Source organism: Dyadobacter sp. CY312 (genome assembly GCF_021390535.1).
Taxonomy (GTDB): Bacteria; Bacteroidota; Bacteroidia; order Cytophagales; family Spirosomataceae; genus Dyadobacter.
Genome location: NZ_JAJUXG010000014.1, coordinates 146,363 through 168,448, shown reverse-complemented (window position 1 = coordinate 168,448; position 22,086 = coordinate 146,363). Strand labels below are relative to the sequence as shown.

The 22,086-nt window shown below is 42.9% G+C and carries 19 protein-coding genes and 1 pseudogene; 12 read left to right on the top strand and 8 right to left on the bottom strand.

What is annotated here, in order from left to right:
* The first annotated feature begins 72 nt into the window (after positions 1 to 72).
* Entirely contained in the window at positions 73 to 459 is a 387-nt protein-coding gene (locus LZG71_RS20415) for a helix-turn-helix domain-containing protein (RefSeq protein WP_304488666.1), read from the top strand.
* Between the two features lie 232 nt (positions 460 to 691).
* Here the strand turns inward: LZG71_RS20415 and LZG71_RS20410 are convergent, their stop codons facing one another.
* The 3 genes from LZG71_RS20410 to LZG71_RS20400 all read right to left on the bottom strand — a co-directional run bounded on the left by LZG71_RS20410 (position 692) and on the right by LZG71_RS20400 (position 2,252).
* Positions 692 to 976 carry an alpha/beta fold hydrolase gene (locus LZG71_RS20410; RefSeq protein WP_233823490.1) on the bottom strand — a complete coding sequence of 95 codons (285 nt, stop codon included), beginning with the start codon at positions 974 to 976 and terminating at the stop codon, positions 692 to 694.
* 106 nt (positions 977 to 1,082) lie between these two features.
* Complete coding sequence (locus LZG71_RS20405; RefSeq protein WP_233823488.1) at positions 1,083 to 1,565, bottom strand: alpha/beta fold hydrolase; 483 nt, start codon at positions 1,563 to 1,565, stop codon at positions 1,083 to 1,085.
* Between the two features lie 12 nt (positions 1,566 to 1,577).
* Positions 1,578 to 2,252, bottom strand: coding sequence for a hypothetical protein (locus LZG71_RS20400; RefSeq protein ID WP_233823486.1), 675 nt, complete (start codon positions 2,250 to 2,252; stop codon positions 1,578 to 1,580).
* 261 nt (positions 2,253 to 2,513) lie between these two features.
* On the opposite strand from LZG71_RS20400, the gene LZG71_RS20395 reads away from it, so the two are divergent.
* The 6 genes from LZG71_RS20395 (at position 2,514) to LZG71_RS20370 (ending at position 7,513) form a co-directional block, all read left to right on the top strand.
* On the top strand, positions 2,514 to 3,119 hold the full coding sequence (locus tag LZG71_RS20395; protein WP_233823484.1) for a Crp/Fnr family transcriptional regulator: 606 nt from the start codon (positions 2,514 to 2,516) through the stop codon (positions 3,117 to 3,119).
* 149 nt (positions 3,120 to 3,268) lie between these two features.
* On the top strand, positions 3,269 to 3,661 hold the full coding sequence (locus tag LZG71_RS20390; RefSeq protein ID WP_233823482.1) for an SgcJ/EcaC family oxidoreductase: 393 nt from the start codon (positions 3,269 to 3,271) through the stop codon (positions 3,659 to 3,661).
* Between the two features lie 6 nt (positions 3,662 to 3,667).
* A complete protein-coding gene (locus LZG71_RS20385; protein WP_233823480.1) occupies positions 3,668 to 4,639 on the top strand; it encodes a zinc-binding alcohol dehydrogenase family protein in 972 nt (323 codons plus the stop codon).
* A gap of 14 nt (positions 4,640 to 4,653) precedes the next feature.
* Complete coding sequence (gene egtD / locus LZG71_RS20380) at positions 4,654 to 5,643, top strand: L-histidine N(alpha)-methyltransferase (RefSeq protein WP_233823478.1); 990 nt, start codon at positions 4,654 to 4,656, stop codon at positions 5,641 to 5,643.
* A gap of 31 nt (positions 5,644 to 5,674) precedes the next feature.
* Positions 5,675 to 6,856, top strand: a complete 1,182-nt coding sequence (egtB, locus tag LZG71_RS20375) for an ergothioneine biosynthesis protein EgtB (RefSeq protein ID WP_233823476.1) — start codon at positions 5,675 to 5,677, stop codon at positions 6,854 to 6,856.
* A gap of 210 nt (positions 6,857 to 7,066) precedes the next feature.
* The gene (locus tag LZG71_RS20370) at positions 7,067 to 7,513 is read left to right on the top strand and encodes a nuclear transport factor 2 family protein (RefSeq protein ID WP_233823474.1); all 447 of its coding nucleotides are present in this window, start codon (positions 7,067 to 7,069) and stop codon (positions 7,511 to 7,513) included.
* Positions 7,514 to 7,601: 88 nt separating this feature from the next.
* Here LZG71_RS20370 and LZG71_RS20365 read toward each other — a convergent pair.
* Positions 7,602 to 7,757, bottom strand: a pseudogene (locus LZG71_RS20365) (transposase); the annotation flags it as partial.
* 357 nt (positions 7,758 to 8,114) lie between these two features.
* Between LZG71_RS20365 and LZG71_RS20360 the strand changes: the two are divergent.
* Complete coding sequence (locus LZG71_RS20360; protein WP_233823472.1) at positions 8,115 to 9,092, top strand: sensor histidine kinase; 978 nt, start codon at positions 8,115 to 8,117, stop codon at positions 9,090 to 9,092.
* Complete coding sequence (locus LZG71_RS20355; RefSeq protein WP_233823470.1) at positions 9,089 to 9,847, top strand: LytTR family DNA-binding domain-containing protein; 759 nt, start codon at positions 9,089 to 9,091, stop codon at positions 9,845 to 9,847. The genes LZG71_RS20360 and LZG71_RS20355 overlap by 4 nt, the downstream gene beginning before the upstream one ends.
* A 255-nt stretch (positions 9,848 to 10,102) precedes the next feature.
* Here LZG71_RS20355 and LZG71_RS20350 read toward each other — a convergent pair whose 3' ends face one another.
* Positions 10,103 to 10,267 (bottom strand): hypothetical protein, encoded by a 165-nt coding sequence (locus LZG71_RS20350; protein WP_233823468.1) that lies wholly within the window; start codon positions 10,265 to 10,267, stop codon positions 10,103 to 10,105.
* On the opposite strand from LZG71_RS20350, the gene LZG71_RS20345 reads away from it, so the two are divergent.
* Entirely contained in the window at positions 10,266 to 11,306 is a 1,041-nt protein-coding gene (locus LZG71_RS20345) for a hypothetical protein (RefSeq protein ID WP_233823466.1), read from the top strand. The two genes, LZG71_RS20350 and LZG71_RS20345, sit on opposite strands and share 2 nt — an antisense overlap.
* Positions 11,307 to 11,403: 97 nt before the next feature.
* Here LZG71_RS20345 and LZG71_RS20340 read toward each other — a convergent pair whose 3' ends face one another.
* Entirely contained in the window at positions 11,404 to 12,354 is a 951-nt protein-coding gene (locus tag LZG71_RS20340; RefSeq protein WP_233823464.1) for an aldo/keto reductase, read from the bottom strand.
* A gap of 100 nt (positions 12,355 to 12,454) precedes the next feature.
* On the opposite strand from LZG71_RS20340, the gene LZG71_RS20335 reads away from it, so the two are divergent.
* Complete coding sequence (locus tag LZG71_RS20335) at positions 12,455 to 13,144, top strand: IclR family transcriptional regulator (protein ID WP_233823462.1); 690 nt, start codon at positions 12,455 to 12,457, stop codon at positions 13,142 to 13,144.
* A gap of 155 nt (positions 13,145 to 13,299) precedes the next feature.
* Here the strand turns inward: LZG71_RS20335 and LZG71_RS20330 are convergent, their stop codons facing one another.
* Both LZG71_RS20330 and LZG71_RS20325 read right to left on the bottom strand, forming a co-directional pair.
* Entirely contained in the window at positions 13,300 to 13,932 is a 633-nt protein-coding gene (locus LZG71_RS20330) for a response regulator transcription factor (RefSeq protein WP_233823460.1), read from the bottom strand.
* Positions 13,933 to 13,995: 63 nt separating this feature from the next.
* Complete coding sequence (locus tag LZG71_RS20325) at positions 13,996 to 17,106, bottom strand: two-component regulator propeller domain-containing protein (RefSeq protein ID WP_233823458.1); 3,111 nt, start codon at positions 17,104 to 17,106, stop codon at positions 13,996 to 13,998.
* A 699-nt stretch (positions 17,107 to 17,805) separates the two neighbouring features.
* Between LZG71_RS20325 and LZG71_RS20320 the strand changes: the two genes are divergently transcribed.
* The gene (locus LZG71_RS20320) at positions 17,806 to 22,053 is read left to right on the top strand and encodes a GEVED domain-containing protein (protein ID WP_233823456.1); all 4,248 of its coding nucleotides are present in this window, start codon (positions 17,806 to 17,808) and stop codon (positions 22,051 to 22,053) included.
* Positions 22,054 to 22,086: the final 33 nt, after the last annotated feature.

Here is a 22,086-nt window from a genome sequence, read left to right as displayed (position 1 = left end):
CGAATTTCCGTAAAATAGGTTATATTCGCACTGTACTGCTATAATTGTTAGGTACTTACAAAAAAGTAAGAAATGAGAAAAGAGAGCTCCACCAATGCTTTTAATGAAAAGCACATTATCGATAGCTGTGGTATGGCCTATACCGTAGGTCTAATTGGGGGCAGGTGGAAACCTGCGATTCTATGCAGACTATCCAACAAGACCATGCGTTATAGTGAACTTAACCGAGACATTGAAGGAATCTCCGAGCGGATGCTGGTGGCGCAATTACGCGAACTGGAAAATGACGGAATCGTGGAGCGTCAGGTATACCCGGAAGTGCCACCACGCGTGGAGTACAGGCTTACCTCACTTGGCGAAACGCTCAGGCCGGTTCTTGCCTCTATGTCTGACTGGGGGAATATGCACCGGGAGCCAGTAGCTGCCAATATGCAAGAGGCTGAAACGATGCATGCCTAGTAGTGTGGGTTGTTTCCCATGTGAACGATAGGAGGGTGAAATGAAGCCAGTTGAAACATCGCCGCTACATCAAATGTGTGTCTGAAAACGGTGGATAGAATAGTCTATTGTCGATTGGCCGACCTGACAAAAAAGGTGCCTGCTATCGATTCGCAGGTGCCTTTTTTGTTCAGTAAGCTTGGTCAAGGATACCTTAAAATGTACACTTGGGACATAAGATTATTAATCAAAGTCAAAGTTGTAAAAAGAGTGTCATACTAGCCCAAACTGCGTCGAAATTCACCAGAAAAACCGGATGTGGCGCATTAAGGATAATTCCCAGCTGGGCATGAGGTATCAGGCGATAAGCATCGATGACAGTTTGAAGTGGGGCGTTTTGGTCCAGTTCGCCAGACAGCACCAGTACAGGGCATTGAATTTGTTTAAAAACTTCATCTTTGACCTCGGTAGAATTATACATTTTGCTAATGGAGGTAAACCACTCATCGACCCTTTCTGGCTCAGGTACTAATGCCATTTGCTGTTTCCAATAAAGACTGTCCAACTCAGAGCCATTTCTTTATTAACAGTAAAGTTTCTCCATCCCTTTTTCCAGGAGCCTGCTCCAATCGCAATCAGCTTTTTTATTTTTGCAGGAAATGCGGCAGCAAGATAATAGCCTGTGTAAGCCCATCACTAAACCCAAGCACGGTTGCACTGTCACTTTTTTCTGCCTGAATGATTGCATGAATATCTTTTGCCTTTTGCTCGTAGCTGGGATCTGCCTTTCCTATTTCTGATTTTCCATGCCCTCTGGTCGATACAGCTATGACTTTGTAGTTTTTGGAAAGGCTGTCGATGAACCGCCCCATTTCAAGCGTTGACCCGAATATGCCGCCATGTAAAATGACAATTGGTTTTCCTTTGCCATATACTTCATAATAAATCCTGGCATTACCACTTTTTAGATACTGGCCAGCTTTTGGATTGTTGCCATAAGGTATGGCAGTTTCGGGCGATGGGTTTTGCTGCATGAAATGCCTGAGGTGTTTCAGGTCCTGCCCAATCGCGTTTATACCTGTCAGTAATAGCAGACAACATAAAAGTTTAAATTGTAACTGGTTCATTTTCAGTTTGTGTTAATCTGGCTTTGAAATTTTTAGATCGGTAAAAAATCCTTCCGTGCCCACTTCCACCCAGAGTGCTACACCGCCTGATGCGTCGGGTCCTAGTTTGAGGTCATTGACAACCAGTGATGGCTGCGGATTTTTATCTATGAATAATTTGGCAGAAGCGCCTTTCACTTCAATCCGCAGGGTGATCCATTTATTCAGCTCCATATCCGCGTACGACTCATATTTTTCCGGAGATTGTTTGCGGAGCAGGTCAAACTTGTAATCCGGATATGCATAGTATTGGATGGAATGGTTTCTGCGGACCTGATTCTGGGCCCGGCCATTGGTTGGACGAATGTAAATGCTCTCATATTTTGAGTTTTGCTCATCGATACGAAAAGCGATACCAATAAATCCGCGAGCATATTCGGGTGCGTCTTTTAGTAACCTGCTTAGCACTTTTACTTCAATGATACCATCACGAAAGTCTACTTCTTTCACTTTGACAAACGTAGGTTCATCCACTTCCTTCACCGAAGTATCTTTCAATACCCGGAGCGCTTGCTTGCCAACGATCGTCTGAACGGACATGGATGCCTGAACCGGTTCTAGCTTTGTAAGGTTAAGTTTAATGTTTTGGGCATTCGCATAGCTGATCAGCATCAGGAAACTCATTAATACTGGGATGGTGGATTTCATAGCTATGGTTGATTAGACTTGTTCACATTGAAAGTTCATTGCCTTGGGCTTTAACGTGCCACAAAGATCCCAGTTTGCTAGCAGATGTACCCATAACTTATTTTAAGAAATACTCTTAAACTACTTCAAGGTTGGAGAGGGTGCCCGATCAAATTGTTGGCAGTGATTTGAATGCAATCTTGAAACAGTAATGTAACTAAAATCATAAAAAGGTGTTATTTCAATAATCTTAAATCACATCTTGACTCTAAAGCTCAAATTTTGGCAACATCTCAACTTATAGAATATTTCAAACAGTATTTTCCGCTTGCCGAAAAAGAGCGGGCTGAAATAACCCGGTTATTTGTTGAAAAGCAGGTGAAACGTCGTCATTTCATACTGCAACAGGGAGATGTGTGCCAATACTATTCCTTCGTGGTTTCAGGATGTTTTAAGATGTACCACGTAGACCAGAAGGGCGTGGAGCATAATTTGCAATTTGTTGCTGAGAATGGTCGGCCGGCGGATCGGTGGATAGCAGATTTAAGCAGCTTTTATTCCGAAAAACCCAGCCTGATGTACATTGAGGCTATGGAGCCATCTACGATCCTGCAAATTAAAAAAGCAGATCTTCTTTACCTGTTTATCAATCATCACAAGTTTGACCGGAATTTCCGTATCATTACGGAGCAAAAATATATGGAGCTTCAAAACAGGGTACTGGAAAACATCAGCTCTACCGGTGAGCAGCGCTACCAGTCATTTCTGGCCCAATATCCTCATTTGGCTAACCGACTACCAAATGCACAGATTGCATCTTACCTGGGGATCACTCCTGAATTCCTAAGTAAAATCCGAAAGTCAATCGTTTCCAGGGACAAATCTTAATATAGTTTAAGAGTTTTTCTTATAGTTGTTTATGGGTGCGTTTTGACTGCTTGTCAGAACTTTGTCTTATAACTCCCGATCTGAAATCCAACAAATAATTTGTGGGAGTAAGATCGAGTCAGGGCTATTTATAAACAAAGTAACAATTGATGACAATGAAGCAAGACGAGCAAATGATTGAAGAATTGTTGAATGCATATTCTACTGCGCTCAACAATAGCGATGCTGCTGCAATTGCAGCCCTGTATGTGCGGGACGGATGTTTTATGCCGGATGGCCTTCCTACAATCAAAGGACCTCACAAGATTTTGGCCAGTGCCGAAAAATTCTTTGAGCGCCGGACTGTACAAGCCGGCTATTCAATTTTAAATGTAGTTGTTGATCAGAATTTTGGCATCGTTGAAAGCGTAGCAACGGTTGCAATCAAGAACTTTGCCGGTCATGCTACGTCTATGAAAACACGTGATTTGTTTGTGCTAAAACGGCAGGCAGGATCCTGGAAAATAGCGAGGTACATTTTTAATACCTTTAATAAAAAATAGGGATTTATGAAAGCAGCGGTTATTTATCAAGCGGGAGGGCCAGAGCGGCTGATCATTGAAGACAAGTCGGTGCCAGAACCGAATCCGGGACAAGTGCTGGTAAAAGTAAAGGCTTTCGGGTTAAACCGTTCCGAGCTGATGACCCGCAAAGGATACTCACCCGGAGTACTTTTTCCTAGGATATTGGGCATTGAATGTGTGGGCGAAATAGTTGCTGACCCCAGTGGTAAATGGCAGCCTGGACAACAAGTGGCTGCCTGCATGGGTGGAATAGGAAGGGATTATGATGGGAGCTACGCAGAATATGCTGTCTTACCCAGCTCGATCATCTATCCGTTTAACAGTACGCTTTCCTGGGACGTACTCGGCGCAATTCCTGAAATGTTCCAGACCGTTTACGGTTCCCTGCATCTTGCGCTGCGCATACAAAAAGGCGAAAGTATACTGATTCGCGGTGGTACATCGTCAATCGGGCTTCTGGCCATACAGCTTGCCCGCCACTCAGGACTGAGTGTGATTGCAACGAGTCGCAGCGAAGAGAAAAAGCAGTTCTTGATCGAACAAGGTGCCGAAGCAGTGCTGATTGACGATGGTAACCTGAAAGCACAGGTTGATAAGCTGTATCCCGGGGGAATCGACAAAATATTGGAGCTGGTCGGAGCCAATACTTTAAAAGATTCACTTTCCTGCGCTAAACCGGGAGGTATCGTTTGTATGACCGGAATGCTTTCTGAAACCTGGAGTATCCAGGATTTTGCACCCATGGATTACATTCCTGCCGCAGTAAATCTGACTGTATATGATACCGGACAGATGAGTGTCGATCACAAGGCATTTCAGTCTTTTATATCGATGGTAGAGCGCGGTGAAATAAAATTAAGCATCGGCGGCGTGTTCAAGCTTGACGATATCGCCCAAGCCCACAAGCTGATGGATAGCAACAAGGCAAGCGGAAAAATTGTAATAACTACCGACTGAAATAACAAGTTAATATGGAACAAAATGTTCAGGAAGCCCTTTCCCCAACCCAAGTAATGGGAGAAAATGGTGCATTTTATCTTGGTGTGATTGAGGGCCTTACCAAGGAATTTAAAACGCTTCCCTCAAAATATTTTTATGATAAGCAGGGCGATCGACTGTTTCAACAGATTATGGCCTGTGAGGATTATTATCTAACACGCTGTGAGGCTGCCATTATAAAACAGCAACGTGAGCGGATTTGCGCCGCGATCCAAAATGGTGAAGATAGCTTTGATATTATTGAATTAGGGGCGGGAGATGGAACAAAAACGGTATATCTCCTGGATAGTCTTGCCCGGCAAGGTAAATCGTTCCGTTATATGCCGGTTGATATTTCCGGAAATATCCTTGATGAGTTGACTGGTAACTTACTTGCCGAAAACCCTGAACTGGATATCCAGCCATTGGAAGGGGAATATTTCCAGATGCTCGATCAGGCGGTTTCATTATCAAGTCTACATAAGGTAGTCATGTTTCTGGGTTCGAACATTGGGAACATGCCACCGGCAGATGCACTCCGGTTTTGCACCCTCATACGGCAATCGATAAGGCCTGGCGATATGGCTTTGATAGGCTTCGATTTGGTAAAAGACCCTTATTTGATTCGGGCGGCGTATTCAGATCAGCAGGGCATTACCAAAGCCTTTAATCTAAACCTGTTACAGCGGATCAATTCAGAATTGGGCGCTGACTTTGATCTTGATTTGTTTGATCATTACTGCAGTTACGATCCCTGGACTGGTGCCTGTAAAAGCTACCTCGTGTCTCAGCGTGAGCATACCGTGATATTTCCTGATGCGGATATTCATTTCAGCGAAGGAGAATGTATTTGGATGGAAATTTCTCAAAAGTACTCGCTCAGCCAGATCAACCAGATGGCGGTCGATAGCGGTTTTGAAGCTGTGTCTACTTTTACAGACTCCAAAGGATGGTTTGCCGATGTGGTATGGAAGGCTGTCTGAGGCCAAATTAAACGATTAAATTCCCAAAAAAATGGAAGAAACCATTGTAATGGCTGGCAAAGAATTATCAGCCCGGTTTGCTGCGATCAGGCAGCACACCGAATTTATATGCCGTCCGTTAAAAACAGAGGATTATGTGGTACAACCATGCGCGGACGTAAGTCCTCCTAAATGGCATCTGGGACATACCACATGGTTTTTTGAAACCTTTGTGTTGAAACCATTTTTGCCGGGATACCAGGTTTATGACAATCAGTATGATTTTGTATTCAATAGCTATTATGAGACAGTCGGGGCGAGGGTGATCCGCACTGACCGGGGAAATCTTAGCAGGCCGACAGTAGATGATGTTTATGTCTACCGAAGATACGTCGATCAGCAAATGGCTAAACTTCTGGAAAATGCCAAACCAGATTCTGCTTTGGCAGAAACCGTGGAACTAGGCCTGAACCATGAACAACAGCATCAGGAGCTACTGGTCACAGATATTAAGTATATCCTTGGGCATAACCCATTGTTTCCTGCCTATCAGCCTGATTACGTTCCACCGGGCCAGAATTCTGTCGAAAAACCATTTCACCAGGTTGTTGCAGGCAATTACCAGATAGGATTTCAAGGCGAAGACTTCTCTTTTGATAATGAACATGGTAGGCATCAGGTATGGCTGAATGATTTTAAGATTGCGACCCATCTGGTTACCAATCGTGAATTCCTGGAATTTATCACTAGCGGCGGTTATCAGAATTTTAACTACTGGCATGCCGAAGGGTGGGATTGGGTTATGCGTGAGCATGTGTTGGCACCACTGTACTGGCATTTGATAGATGGAAAATGGATGAATTATGATTTGGGTGGGTTGTCGGAAATAATTCCGGGAAATCCGGTTTGTCATATAAGCTTTTACGAAGCAACCGCATTTGCGAACTGGAAAGGGCTGAGGTTGCCTACCGAGGCAGAGTGGGAGGTTTCATCTGCTGCATTGGGCTGGGGAACACGCTGGGAATGGACCAACAGTGCCTATCTGCCTTATCCCGGTTTCAAAAAAGCGGATGGCGCAATAGGTGAATACAACGGCAAATTTATGGTGAGTCAATTGGTTCTTAGAGGGGCTTCTGTGGCAACCCCGGAAGGTCATAGCCGCAGCACATACCGAAATTTCTTTCATCCCCATCTGCGCTGGCAATTCACTGGAATACGTCTGGTTGTTGATTAAAATCAATACTGAATCTTAAACAATGTTAAGGCTGCTTCTTAAAGTTGTTTATGGGTGCATACCGGTAATGTGCGTGACCTTCGTATCACAAACAAAAAATAAAAGAAATGAAAAAAAATTCGCTCTTATTGGCAGTCGCTTTCGCGGGTCTCTCGTGTACAGAAAAAGGCAGATGATCAAATGAAAATTGCAAGGTACATCTAGAATAAAATGGGGACGTTAAACCAGGCACAAAGTACTCTAACGATCGAAAACAAGTCTGCTACTTCAACGGATGCGGACAGGCTGGCTATCAACTCCTTGATAACTTCAACGCATGCCAGCGCAGTTACTGCTTCAGATCCGGCCGCTGTGTCAGCAGCCTTTACTACGGATGGTGTGCTGATGGCCCCGGATTCGCCGACTGCCATCGGCAGCGCTGTCATTAAAGATGTTTATACGAGTGTCTTTTCTGCAATTAAGCTTAATCTTACCTTTAACATTGACGAAGTCGTTGTTGACGGCGAATATGGATATGTCAGATCGCATTCATCCGGAACAACATTGATTAACGCAACAGGTCAAACTATCCCGGCCAGCTACCGCGAGATCTTTGTAGTGAAAAAAGTAAATGGAAATTGGAAAATTGCCTGGTATGAATATAACCAGCCACAATAGTACACCGTAATAACAACCGTTATTTTGTTAATAGCCCGTTCAGTCAATCTGGATGGGCTATTGTTTTATGTGGGGCTTCCTGGAAGAGGAGGTAGTTACGCCGCCCCAGAGCAATTGGCCTAATAGCGTTCTCGATCAGGTTGTTATCAATTTGTAAATCTCCATAAAGTGCGTATAGTTTCATACTTTCCATAAGCGGAAGTGCATATCCTATTGCAGGTCTATATTGAGAGGTGAAATCCAAACATGCCTTGACGGGTTAGATGGATACCAGACCATATATTCTGCTTAATTCTGATTTTGACCTGCTCAATGAGCATTTTGTCCGGCTCGCAAGAGAGTCATTACTTAATTCGGCGCATTTTGGTCAAATTTGAATCTTCCGTACACATGGGGCGCAGCTAAAATGAGATGATTTTCGTCTCGTTGAATATTGGAAATCAACCTGTAATCGGGAGGAATATGTTGGCAGTAGTAAATGATTGTTATCGATAGATGTACTTTTGGAAAATAAACATTCGCATCAAATTAGATTAATGCAGTGACAGCAAATCAATTACCTGTTAAGAGCCTGGTCAGATTGAACTGGATCCTATCTTTGATGTCTTCAATCATCATATTTATATTTCTGCTTTCCATTATTGAAGATTTAGGCAATGCCATAAATCGGTTCTTTGAAACTTTCCTGTTTTTTTCTGCGACGAGTTTTACCAATCTCCTATTGCTTAAGATTTTCCAGGGTAATAAAAAATCGATTGGTAAACGTCTTCCGGCAAATTTTTACGTACTCAGTTTTACCGCATCAATCATTATCGGAATTCTGACACGCTTATTGTACTCCTTATTTACCAAAATATCCTGGGAGTCCGAGGGTTTTGATGATTTGTGGGATTATGCGCCATCGTTGGTAGCCGTTACAGCTTTAAATTCATTGATTTTGATCGTGCAAAAATTCGTCATTATACAGCATGAAAGAGTGCAGGGTGAAATCGAAAACCTTCAACTGAAAGCCAGTGCCAGTGAGACAAAAAACCTATTATTGATTCAGCAAATTCATCCGCATTTTCTTTTTAACTCGCTTACTACGATAAAGTCACTTTATAAAGTCGATGTAAAGCAAGGTGAAAGTTATCTGATCCACCTGGCTAATTTTCTTAGGGTAGCAATATCCAGTCATAACACCACTACTGCCTTGTTAAAGGATGAACTGGAATTTTGCCTTGATTACCTGAAAATGCAGGAAGTCAGGTTTGGTTCGGCACTTAGCTTTTCCGTATCGGTTGACCAACAAACAGCGAACACACGGTATTTGCCTTATTTCTCGTTGCAACCGCTGGTCGAAAACGTTCTCAAACATAATGATTTAACAGAAGACCGTCCCATTCATATAAAAATTGAGCAACTAGACAATTACCTGACTATATCTAACAACATGCAACCACGTAGATATAAAGAACCGTCAACGGGATATGGGCTTTCAAATCTTTCCGAGCGTTATGTGTTTATGGGAAGCGAAGACATACGTATTACCTCCAACAACGAATATTTCACTGTTACCATTAGAATTCTGGCGAAATGAGAATAGTCATTATAGAAGACGAGAAAGCACTTGCCTTGGATCTGTCGCAAACCCTGTTGCAATTGGATCCTTCAATTGAAATCGCAGCGATTCTCAAATCAGTGGAAGAAGGTAAAAAGTGGTTTTCATCCCAACCGGCACCTGATCTGATATTCAGCGATATTCAATTGGGTGATGGGCTCAGCTTTGAAATTCTGGGAAGTGAATTTGTGCCGGTAATTTTTTGCACCGCCTATGATGAATATGCACTCAACGCATTTCACGCAAACGGAATTGATTACATCCTCAAACCTTTTTCGACCGAGTCGGTTGAGGCGTCGCTACAAAAATTCAAAAAATTAACAAAAACCAATAATGACGGACTTGCTGGGCAGTATGAATCCATAAAGAGGCTTTTGTCAGGAATAAAATCTCCAAAACCATCGTCGTTGCTGATACAATACCGAGATACGATCAAACCTTTGAAAATCGATGATATTGCCTTTTTTCGCCTCGATAACGGAATGGTACACTTGATAACTTTTAAGCAGGACAAACATTATCCTGCCAAAAGTCTTGACGAGCTTGAAGAAATTGTCGGTGATGATTTCTTCCGGGTTAACAGACAAATACTTGTTAACCGAAAAGCGATCGTCAATGCTTCCAGTATATTCTCGAGAAAGTTGTCAATAACTATTTCTGTTCAAATAAACGATGTAATAACAGTTAGTAAGGAGAGGGCTCCTGGTTTTCTCAAATGGCTGGCCGGTTCCTGAGAGAGACTGGCTTTTTGTAAATTGGTGACTGCCCAGTGCGTGTTCATTGTTGAGATGGAAATTTCATGCAGTCTAATAACGCTCAGTGCAGATCGTCGGGATTGTGGGACATATATCCCGTTAAAGGCTCTCAGCACTAGTTTCTGCCCTTTCGTATCGCTTCATGTCGGCTTATTTCCTCTTTTGTCCGCTTCGCGCTTAAACAACTTCTGTACTGCTATTTAAACGGCAAATTTTGGCCTAGAGAAGGACTTATTAAGTCTTCTGCTCATTAGCCATGTAACAGTATGCCTTCGGATGAGGTATTCCCATTTTTAAGCCAGATGGCTGATGGCTGTCGAAGAATGGTGGACTGTTGTTTACGGCAACCAATGGAACTCCAATTATTAAATATTTATAACCAAGTACTATGCGTAACATGAAAGTTTTGTTTTTTTTATTAGCTGTCTCGGGATACGTAAGGGCGCAGGAGCACGCAGACCCGGTAAGGCAAAAAATGATGGCTGATATGAAGCGAAAAATGATCGACTCCATCCGGTCGGTCCGTATCGACGAAGCAGCTTTGATTTATCCTCGAATACGTCAGCTTACCGTAACCCATCAAAGCAGCGCTGAGGGAAATTTCCGGTCTAAACTTTATGGCAGCGACTTCTTCAGTGGACGCATGCGCATGTCCAGAACGACCGTCAACATGAATATTCCCATATTGACACAAAATAAAAACATCGTAGTTGCAAGCGTGGGCTTTGTCCATCAATTTTTCGACCTGAATCAGATCACCACTCAAAACCCCGAATATTCGGTATCGGAGGAAACGCGTTATGTTCCGATGATTAACCTGGCCGCAAGTTTCAACAGACGGGATACCATATTTAATATTCCTGTTTCGCTTACAGGATCTGTCGGAGGGATTTTTAATCCTGATTTTGCAAGCAAGCAATTACGGTTCCTTGGGGTTCTTACAGTGCCCGTTATCCGGAGGGAAAACACAAACATGACGGTTGGAGTAGTACTTAATATTGACCCTTCTTCATTAACGCCTTTCATTCCACTGATCAGCTATTCACATAAATTTAAGGAGCTGGATGTTTATCTGTTGGCAGACCTGCCTTACCGTGTTGCTCTGCGGAAGACGATAGGCAAAAGAAATTCTTTGAGTGCTTTCAGTGAAATGGCTGGTAACAATTCGTTTTTTGGGTTTGACGGACCCAGTCCAATATTGCCGCACCGTATGACATTTGCTACAACGGAATTAAAGTCCGGACTTATGTTCGAGCACAGGCTTACAAAAAAAGCGGTTTTAAGCTTCTCGGCGGGGCTGAATTCAACACTCCAATCCAGGATTTTCAGAGTAGGGGCTAAACAAAATGATTATCTCATTAAGAACAAGACCGGTGCGACGCCGTTCGTGCAGGTTGGGTTTTCGTTACTCCCATTTTGGGATCCTTTCAAGCGATAATGTGGACGTCGTAGTCTTCCTTGAAGATTATTGTTGATAAAAACAATTCCGGCATATCAAGCAAGATGATGTGCCGGAATTGATCTTTCACTTTTTGTTAATAGGCGCTGGCCTGATCCAATATTTCCAGGTCGCCGCTATCCAAAACGATATTCGGCGCGTCGGTCAAAACTGCTAATTGTTCTTTTGACGTTGCGCTCACAATCGGTGCAACTACATGTGGCTGATTAAGTAGCCAGGCCAATGCAATTGTGGCAGGTTTTGTATCATGCTTGGCAGAGACCTTGTCCAGTGCTGATAAGATACCTAAACCTTTTTCGTTCAGATATTGTGTAGCGCCACCACCGCGAGGACTTTTCCCAAGATCATCCGCTGAACGGTATTTGCCAGTCAAAAATCCGGAAGCAAGCGAATAATAAGGAAGTACCGATAAATTATATTGATCTATAATAGGGGCGTATTTTGTTTCAAATTCGCCTCGTTCGATCAGATTATAATGAGGCTGATAGACTTCATAAGCCGCAGTACCCTGTTTTTTTGCATATTCCATCGAAGAAACAAGATTTTCAACGCTTAGGTTAGACGCGCCGATATGCCTCACTTTTCCCTCTTTGACCAGCTGTGCATGCGCTTCCATGGATTCTTCTACCGGCGTTTTTCCGTCATCGATGTGCGTATAATACAGATCTATAAAATCTGTCTGCAGGCGCTGTAAGGACTCCTCTACTGTTTTGATGATATTTCCTTTGCTGATATCGGCTGGTCTTTCGTTGTTTTGGAAGCCTACTTTGGTGGCGATAACCATGTCCTGACGGTTGCCACGCTCTTTCATCCATTTACCGATAATAGCTTCGGATTCTCCGCCGGTGTTGCCTGGTACCCAAAACGAATATGTGTCGGCAGTATCAATAAAATTGAAACCTGCTGCTACGAATGCATCTAAAATATCAAAGGACTCTTTCTCATTCAAAGTCCATCCGAATACATTGCCGCCGAAATTGATTGGAGCCACCTGTAATCCTGTTGTTCCTAATGTTACTTTTTTCATTTTTGAAATTTGTTACTGTCGCTTCAAAATTGATGTATTTTTGGAAATAATCAGGCGTACATGAGTAGTTAATGTTATATAATTCAATACTGTTGAACAAATGATTCAATCCGTCAAAAGGACATTCGATATTCTGGAATATATAGCCGCCAACGGGAACACGGTCCGGCTGAACGATATTGCTCAGGCGTTAGGTTTACAGAAAACGACTGTACATAATTTCCTTGCCAGTCTAAAAGAATCAGGCTATGTTGAACAGGATGAGCTAACCCCTCGTTACCGGATAACTTCGAAAATCCGCCACCTGGATTTTTCCGATATCCCTTACCATCAATTGCGAAGTGATTTAAAGCCAATGATGGAAAAGCTGACTGCCGAAAGCGGTGAGACATCCTTCATGGCAATACAGATGGGCAGCTACTTTCGGTATGAATGGAAATGTGAGCCCAACAGATCATTGAGGATTTCTCTGGAATTGGGTAAAGAATATGAAATGAAGCATACGGCGATCGGGAAAGTATTCATGGCCTATTCTCCACATTTATCCAATAGTGTATACAAAGGGGGGAACGAAAATGAAATCAGACTTCAGGAAAATGAAATGCAGGGGATACTCGATAGGGGTTATGCAATGGATTTGGAGGAATATGAAAAAGAACTCAATTGTATAGCTGTACCATATTTTTATAAGGACAGGATCATATCAGTAATCGGGCTGTCCGGTCCCGCACACAGGTTTGATAAAAAGAAAATGGAGGTTATGGCCGAGCTGGTTAAACGTCTGATTTAGATTTTGACAGAATCGCATTAGATCCTAAAGATATATCTATGATACCTTCCGATCTGTTATTTAAGATCTGGTTTCTGTTAAGTTCTTGTAGAACTCGTCACACTTGCTCAGCGTAATTTATAAATTTATGTAATATCTTTTTGGTCGAATCTACATCAAACCAACCTCTCTTTAATTGCCAGACTTACCGCCTCGGTTGCACTGTTTACATAAAGCTTGTCGTAGATATTGCGAATGTGATTGTTCACCGTGTTGTAGGTTATTCCGCATTCGGCGGCGATCAATTTGTAGCTGTAACCTTTAACCAAAAAGCCTAATATCTGCTTTTCGCGTTCGGTTAAATGGTAGTCCTTTTTGGCTTGGGTTTCGGTGGAGAAATAGCGAAGTACCTTCACGGCGATGCTGCCGGTCATGGGAGCGCCGCCGTCGATTGCTTCCCGCAAATTTTCGAGAAATCTTTCAGGACTTGTTTTTTTGAGAAGGTATCCGTTTGCTCCGGCTTGCAGACTATCGAAAATGCGTTCATCCTCTTCAAAGTTTGTTTGAATTATTACAGGTAATGCCCCAAAATGCTTTCGTACGAGCCGGGTGGCTTCGATGCCATTTGTGCCAGGCATGCCGATGTCCATGAGTACAAGATCGGGTTTGGAGCTGGTAATATCCGCTAACAGATTATTGGCATTGTGAAAGGTGCCTTCGCAAGTAAAGTTGGCGGAGAGATTCAGCAGCATCGCAACACTGTTCAATCTTTCCTGGTTATCGTCGAAAATAATGATCCTTGATTTCATGCCGCAAATTTAAGAACTCTGAAACTGGCATTACATAGCAAATACTTGCCATGCCAATTCAGTTTAGAAAGTCAGTGAAATGGTTGTACCGCCTTCTCGCTCTGATTGTATTAGAAGTTTAGCCTTCATCTGAGCTGCACGCTGCTGCATATTTGTCAGACCGTTTCCTTGTCTGGCATTTGCAGGATCAAACCCTCTACCATTGTCTCTGATTATCATAATAACACCGTCATTTTCGTAATTGATTATGACATTCAGAGCACTGCATTCCGCATACTTGGCGGCATTGTTTATAGCTTCTTTGAATATGAGATACAGATTTTTTCGTGTTTGCATATCGAGCTTTTTATTTTCAAGCCCGGGGTCTGTTTCGAATTTGAAAGTAATACCCTTGGATTCCGCAATTCCGCTGCCGAACCGAAACATACGCGCAAACACATCCTGAAGCTCGTCACTTCCTGCTTTCACACTCCAGATAATATCGCTGAGACCTTCCTGCACTTGCTGGGCATTTTCTTTTATTTTCTGTACAACCTGCTGATGTTCCTTTTTTTCTATTTGCATCAAGAGTGCCTGGCTGTAAAAGGTGATGCTGCTAAGCGTACCACCAATCTCATCATGCATGTCGGCGCTGATACCATTTCGTATTTGTTGTACGTGCAGAATCTGCCTGAGCCGGTACTGGTAAAAGAGGTATATTAAAAAACCAATAGACAGCGTGCTTAGAATAAAGAACCAGGGCGATTTGTACCAGGGTGCAAGCACTTTGACGGTAGCCTGCCATTCATTTGTTCCCCAGTCTGCACCTGCCACGGAAACCTGCACCCGAAGCTTATAATCTCCCGACGGCAGACTGTTCAAAAGTAGCTTGTTCCCATTTTCCAAAATATGCCAGCCGTCATCGTTCCATCCTTCCAGCTGATATCGAAATCGATTGAGTGAAGTGTCGTGGTAGTCGGGACTCATGAATGAAAATGCAAAAAAGCGATCCCCGGGATTAAAAATGATCTCGCGTCCCGGCTGATAGTTTGTAAGTGTATCTATTCTATTTTGCCCTGCATCGTATTTTGAATAGGATATCAGCTGCAATCCATGCTCTTTTGGTGCGGTGGTGTCAAGCCGTGAAGGATCAAAGGCAACAATGCCGTTCAACCCGCCAAAATATAACATACCATTCCGTGATTTGAGATACGACCCGTGATTGAATTCCATATGCGGCAGTCCGTCCAAAATGCCGTAGTTGTAAAACTTTTGCGTGCGGGTATCAAAGCGCGACAAACCCCTGTTCGTACTCAGCCAGAGATTTCCGCGTTTATCTGACAAACATGCGTAGATGTTGTTATCTGGCAAGCCATCCTCGGTAGTAAAAAGCTGTGCTTTTTTTAAAGTTGTGTCAATGCGCAGCAAGCCTTGCGTCGATCCTGCCCACAATGCATTTTCATACCAGGTGCTGTGAAATATTTGTAACGCAGGCAACTTGATTTTGTCTTTGGTATCTTGCCCAAAGTGCTCGTTAATGGTGCCATCGTGGTTTAAAACGTACAGACCATCGGTGGTGCTGACCAAAACCCGGTTGTGCGACCAGGGCATAAAATGGTTGATCCGTACATTTTTAATATACGGACCAGTACGGTCATTGAATAATACAGGTTTCAGATTTCTGGTGTCGGTCATGGCCATTCCGCCCCAGGTTCCCATCCAGAAAGTATGGTCATTCAACTTATAAAAAGATGTAAATCCGCGACCACTGACAAAAGGAAACTCAACCGGGTAGTATTCCTCGCTTTCGGGATTGATTTTGATGAATTGGGTACCATCTGTAATGGCGTAAACCTGGTTTTTTGCAAACAGCACTTTATATGGAATAACATGTTCCCCCGGGATATTCTTCGGACGATGCAACACCATGTGCCGGGCTCTTGCTGTAATCGGGTCGATCTGGTGGAACATATATACCTCCCCGGCAGATTGAAAGCCATACGAGCATACCCAGATTTTCCCCTCGCTGTCCTCGGTGATACCCCGGATACTGCTGCCAATATCGCCCGGCTTTTCCAAAGGTACACTCAGGTATTTTCTGAAAACCTCTTCGGTTAGTGTGATTTTAAAAAGACCGTCGACACATGATATCCAAAAGCTATCGTCGGAGCTCAGATACGTTGCGAAGAAAAAAATACCAGCTCCTGACTTTTGCCTGAGACGGTCGTTCAGGTGAATGAACTCACCTGTTTTTTGATTTAAAAAGCCAATTTCTTTCTTTGTCGTGTACCACGTGTAATCTTTCGAATCCGGATAAGTTAAATCGGGAACGATAGGGGTGTCCGCTTCAAGCAATGGGTCAAATGTCTGTTTACTTAGGAAATATTTGCGCATTCGGCTCTTTTTGTCGCCTAAGTGATTGTAATAAATGGTTATCCCGTCCGTGCCGGATTGTACCACACCGGTAACATGCCACTCTCTGGCTGACAGATCTGAACCCAGTAAAGTGATACGGCGGACTAAATTTGCCTTTTCACCGATGACATCCAGAAAATTACCTTCACTATATGCATACACATTACTTTTGCCATCACTTAAAAGCTTGGTAACCACACTTTTTATTGAATTTGTAGAGTCTGTTGGTGGCGTATACAAGGCAATGGGGACAGCATTTTTATCGAGTTTAACCAGTCTGCCAGAGGAAAGTGCTACCCACGCATTGTTCTTTTTGTCAAAAAAAATATCCAGATTTTGTTTGGTAGCTACTTCTTTGATATACCGGGAGGGGTCAATGGTTTTGCAGGTAAAATGAATAGGATCTATAATGCTGACCCCATTGTTGTGCGCTACCCAGATGTTACCTCCGGAGTCAGTCCTGATCTGGTTGATCAGCGTATGGCTACCGATGGAATTTGTAAGTATTCCTGTAAAATTCTGAAATGTATATCCATCGTACCGCCAAAGGTCCTGGCCGGTGCCAACCCACATAAAGCCGCGACCATCCTGCGACAGACTGCGTGTATTTCGACTGGGCAACCCCTGTTCAGGTCCCAGCAACTGTATGTTGATACGTGTTTTGGGGGCCTGTGCATTGCATGGAAGGATACAGGTGTGGAATACAAAAAGAAATAATCCGAAGGTTTGAAGTTTTACGAATTGCCCGAAAAACCCGGATTTTTGAAGTTTACGTTGCATGAAATAACAGACATTATATTGTTGAGGGAAATCAAATATATACCGGCGAACAACATAACCGGACTAAAATTCAGATATTAATTAGTAACTGATAGGTGCAAAATGGGATTTTACCCCAATTACCCCACCTGCATAGCAAGAATTTGCTATTGTGCTTTGTAGCCATGTTGGTTTCCTTTGTCTACATAAAATCCTGCATCTCTATAGTCCGACAGCTGTGGCTACTTCCGCAGTGCGTCGGTTTTAAGATGTATTGATTTACTCAACATTGTAAACTTTACAAGCATGAAGAATTACTACATTTTCAACTGCGGTGCGCTTTCTCTAATCTTCTTCCAGCTTTTCATGGTTGATTCAGAAGCAAACCGTAATCATTATCAGCAAAGGTCACCAGCGCGAGTTTCGAAAGCATTTTAGTCTAAGAAACAGGAACAACTGTCTGGGTTCTCAGCATTTTTGAGTAAGCCCGGTTAAAAAATACCACACACTTTAAATAGACAAGCTGCAAAAATTCGCTTAGTCAAGAGCCTTTGACAATGCCTGGCAGATTTTTGCGTGCTATATCACACCATATACACTTCCCGGTTTGGACGGACGGAGAAATATTCCGTGCCGTCACAACGGGTGTTAAATTATAGCTCTTACATAATTGAACCAACCGATTCACAATTTAGAGTACTAACTCAATTGAAAAACATCATGAAAACATATATACAAACATTATTGCTTCTTTTTGTCCATGCGTTTAGAGCAGAAATGGTCAACAAAAATTATGCTTTTGATGGTAAGGCTGATAGTATTTCAACCCATCAAAAAATACGTTTTTCCTTCGCCCTACAAAGATTCTGGCGGTCTTTATTATGTTTGACCTTACTGCTTTCCGTTACCGGTGGCAGTATTTATGCGCAAAATTATTGTACTTCCATGGCTACCGTAGACGATGGAATGGACATTTTTAATGTGAAAGCAGGAACACTAAACAATTCAAGCAGCGAGAATCAAACCGGGGGACCCGGATCCATATTAGGCAGTTACTCCAACTTTACAACCATGGTGGCTGCGCCGGTATTTAATCAATTGGCGACTATTTCATTGTCGGTACAAATAGGTGGAAGCAACTATTATTCTCATACTTCTGTCTGGATTGATTACAACCATAACGGTACTTTTGAGAATGCGAGCGAACGGGTATATCAGACAGTAGGAATTAATTTTGAAAATTACACTGCCAGTGGTTCCTTCAGGATTCCTATAACCGCCTTAACAGGTACTACCCGGATGAGAGTTGTTAATAATTCTGGTATGAGACCGGTAAGTTCTGCCTGTGTCAATTACCTCGCGGGAGAAACAGAAGATTATTTAGTCAATATTGCAACACCTCCAGCCTGCAGCGGCAGCCCTATACAAACAAAAACAGTAGCTACTCCGGTTTGTCCGGAATCAAAATATACTTTTTCTCTAAGTCCTGGAATTCCTACTACCGGTAACACGTATCAGTGGTATAACGATGCCGGCTTAATTACGGGTGCTACAAACGACACATACACGACCACAATTACCGATCCGGACAATTACTATTGTAAAGTTACATGCCCCAATGGTGATAAAATAACAACATCAACCCCGGCAGCTGTTTTAAAGTGTTATTGTACTTCGATGGCCGATGATACCAGAGCTTTAGAAATTTACAATGTATCAGCAGGAACACTAAACAATTCAAGCAATGAGAATCAAACCGGGGGACCCGGATCCATATTAAATAAATATTCCGACTATACAAACGTAGTAGATGCGCCGGTATTTAATCAATTGGCTACGATCCCATTTTCAGTCCAAATTAGTGGAACCGATTCTTATCACCACACGTCTATCTGGATTGATTATAACCGTGATGGCGTTTTTGAGAACTCGGGTGAACGGGTATTTCTGTTAATATCACCAGTTTGGGAAGCTTATACTCATAGTGGTTCTTTCACAATTCCCATAACCGCTTCACCAGGTATCACCCGGATGAGAGTTGTTACTAATTCTGGTAATAATGCGGTAAGTTCTGCCTGTGAAAATTATTATGATGGAGAAACAGAAGATTATTTCGTGAACATTGCAGCAGCTCCTGTTTGTAGTGGTAGCCCGATACAAACGAATACGATAGCCACTTCGGTCTGTCCCGGATCTCAGTTTACTTTCTCTCTAAGTCCTGCAATTCTTACCACTGGTAACACCTATCAATGGTATAACAATGGTGGCTTAATTGCCGGTGCTACAAATCAAACCTACTCGACAACAATTACAGAACCGGATAATTTATATTGTAAAGTTACCTGCCCGAATGGTAATCAAACAACAACATCAACGCCGGTTGCCGTCATCCAATGCTATTGTGCTTCCATGCCCAACAGTGCGCAACTTGTAGAAATTTTTAATGTGACAGCAGGAACACTAAACAATTCAACCAACAAGTCTCAAACAGGAGGGCCCGGGTCCATATTAAATCGTTATTCCGACTTCACAACCCTGGTTGCGGTCCCGGTATTTAATCAAATGGCTACGATCCCATTTTCAGTTCAAATCGGTGAAAGCTACAATGTTTCCCAAACTGCTATCTGGATTGATTATAACCATAACCTTACTTTCGATAGCCCGGGTGAACTGGCCTATCAATCAACAGGGGAAAATCGGGGAAATTATACGCAGACAGGTTCTTTTACGATTCCCTTATCCTCCTTAACAGGTGTCACCCGTATGAGAATTATTACCAGTGATGGTATTTTCCCCTTAAATTCTGCTTGTGAAAATTATTATGATGGAGAAACCGAAGATTATTTAATTGATATAGCACCACGTCCTGCTTGTAGTGGCAGCCCAGTACAGACGAACACCATAGCCACTCAAAATCTGGGTAACCCGGAAATAAGTTTCACTTTTTCCCTGACTCCGATATTTACTACTGTCGGTTACACGTATCAATGGTACAACGATGCAGGACTGATCACCGGTGCGACAAATGAAACTTATACAGCAACAATCACAAAAGCAGATCATTTTTATTGCAAAGTTACCTGTCCCAATGGCAATTTAACGACGGCATCAACGCCAGTTACTGTCTTTGACCCCTACCTCTACAAAAAATGTGTTTCTACTCCTATTCTTGCCGAATACGACAATATACATAACGTCACTGTTGGTACATTAAACAATTCCTCAGGTTGTTACCAAATTGCTGGTCCCGGGTCTGTACCTAATAAATATTCAGATTTTACCACTTTAATTGCTGCTCCGAATCTGCCGGCATTAACTGCCATTCCCTTTTCTGTTCATACAAGTCCTTGTGGTTCCTGGGGCCCTAACACGTCAACTGCAATATGGATAGATTTTAACCATAACGGTGAATTTGACGCACCTGGCGAAAGAGTATTCAATTCTGCGTTTTATCGTACGCGCACCGCTTACACAGAGACAGGTTCATTCATAATTCCGACGGATGCTTTGCCTGGCCCGGCGCGTATGAGAGTGATTACCGCCGGAGATGTTGGCCTGCCAATGCCGTCCGCCTGCGGTGAGTATAGCAGGGGTGAAACGGAAGATTATTTTGTAAATATTGTTGTTCCGGCATGCAGTGACACGCCTACGGCTGGCAATACGGTGGTCAGCCAAAACAATGTGTGCGCCAATTCAAGCATTACTTTGTCACTTTCGTCTCCACCAACAAATACCAACGGGATTACCTATCAATGGTTTAAAAACGGGGAGGCGGTTACGGGCGCAACAGATGCCACTTACACCGCGACAGTTACAACAACGGATCATTTTTATTGCGAAGTAACCTGTACCAACAGCGCACTAAAAACTTCATCGACACCTGTAACGGTGAATGTAACGCCCGTTTCGCTCCCAACAACAGCCACAATCCATACACAAAATGTAGCCACTACGCCGTTGGTAAGTAATGATTGCCAGTATATTGCCAAAGTAGTACCAACAACGGGTTTTACGGAGGCGACGGTTAAAAGCTGGATTGAGGCAATCCCCCCTTTTAATTATGTGCCAAGGCATTATGAAATTACCCCGGGCAGCAACCCCAGTACCGCAACCGGAACGGTAACGTTGTACTTCTCCCAAGCCGACTTTAATGCCTATAATGGAACCATAACGAGCGGGTTGCTGCCAACGGGTCCAACTGATGTATCAAAAATTGCCAATTTTCAAATCCTGAAATATGCAGGAACCAGTCCAACGGGCTTGGGTTATGCAGGCTCACCAATCTATATTCCAACCGAGGGAAAGACCTGGAATATAGATGATCACACTTTTGTTTGGAATGAAATAAATTCCATTTGGGAAGTCACATTTCCCGTTACAGGTTTTAGTGGATTTTTGGCTAAATCAATTTCACAAGCTTTACCAGTTACTTTAATTTCTTTCTCAGGAAAAGCCATAGAGAAAGAAAATGAGCTTAACTGGAAAACCAGCTCGGAAACCAATTTTAGTCATTTCGAAATTCAAAGAAGTCTGGATGCAAAAGTTTTTGGCAAGATTGGCGAACAGACGTCGAAGGTGTCGGGTAATTACACATTCCTAGACTCGAATCCACCTGGTGGAAAAACATATTATCGCCTCAAAATGATCGATCGGGCCGCGGGCGGTACGGATGGTACATTTAGTTTCTCAAGAATAATTTCAATAGAAAACGACGCGGCAAAAGCTATTGTCGGTAATTTCTATCCAAACCCAAGCACGGGTAAAGTAACCGTTGAAATTAATGCGTTGGAAAAAGGAACCTGGAACATCACTACTTATGATTTAAGTGGAAAAGTGATCTCATCCAAAAGCAAAATTTTACAACCTGGCTTGAATAAAATTTCGATCGACAAGCTGAATTCGGGCATAAATTTTGTAAAGTTCGAGAATGGAAGTCTTTCCGAGGTAAGGAAAGTAGTAAAAGAGTAGGTTTTTTAAATGGAGATGTCTTTGTGGAGGTGT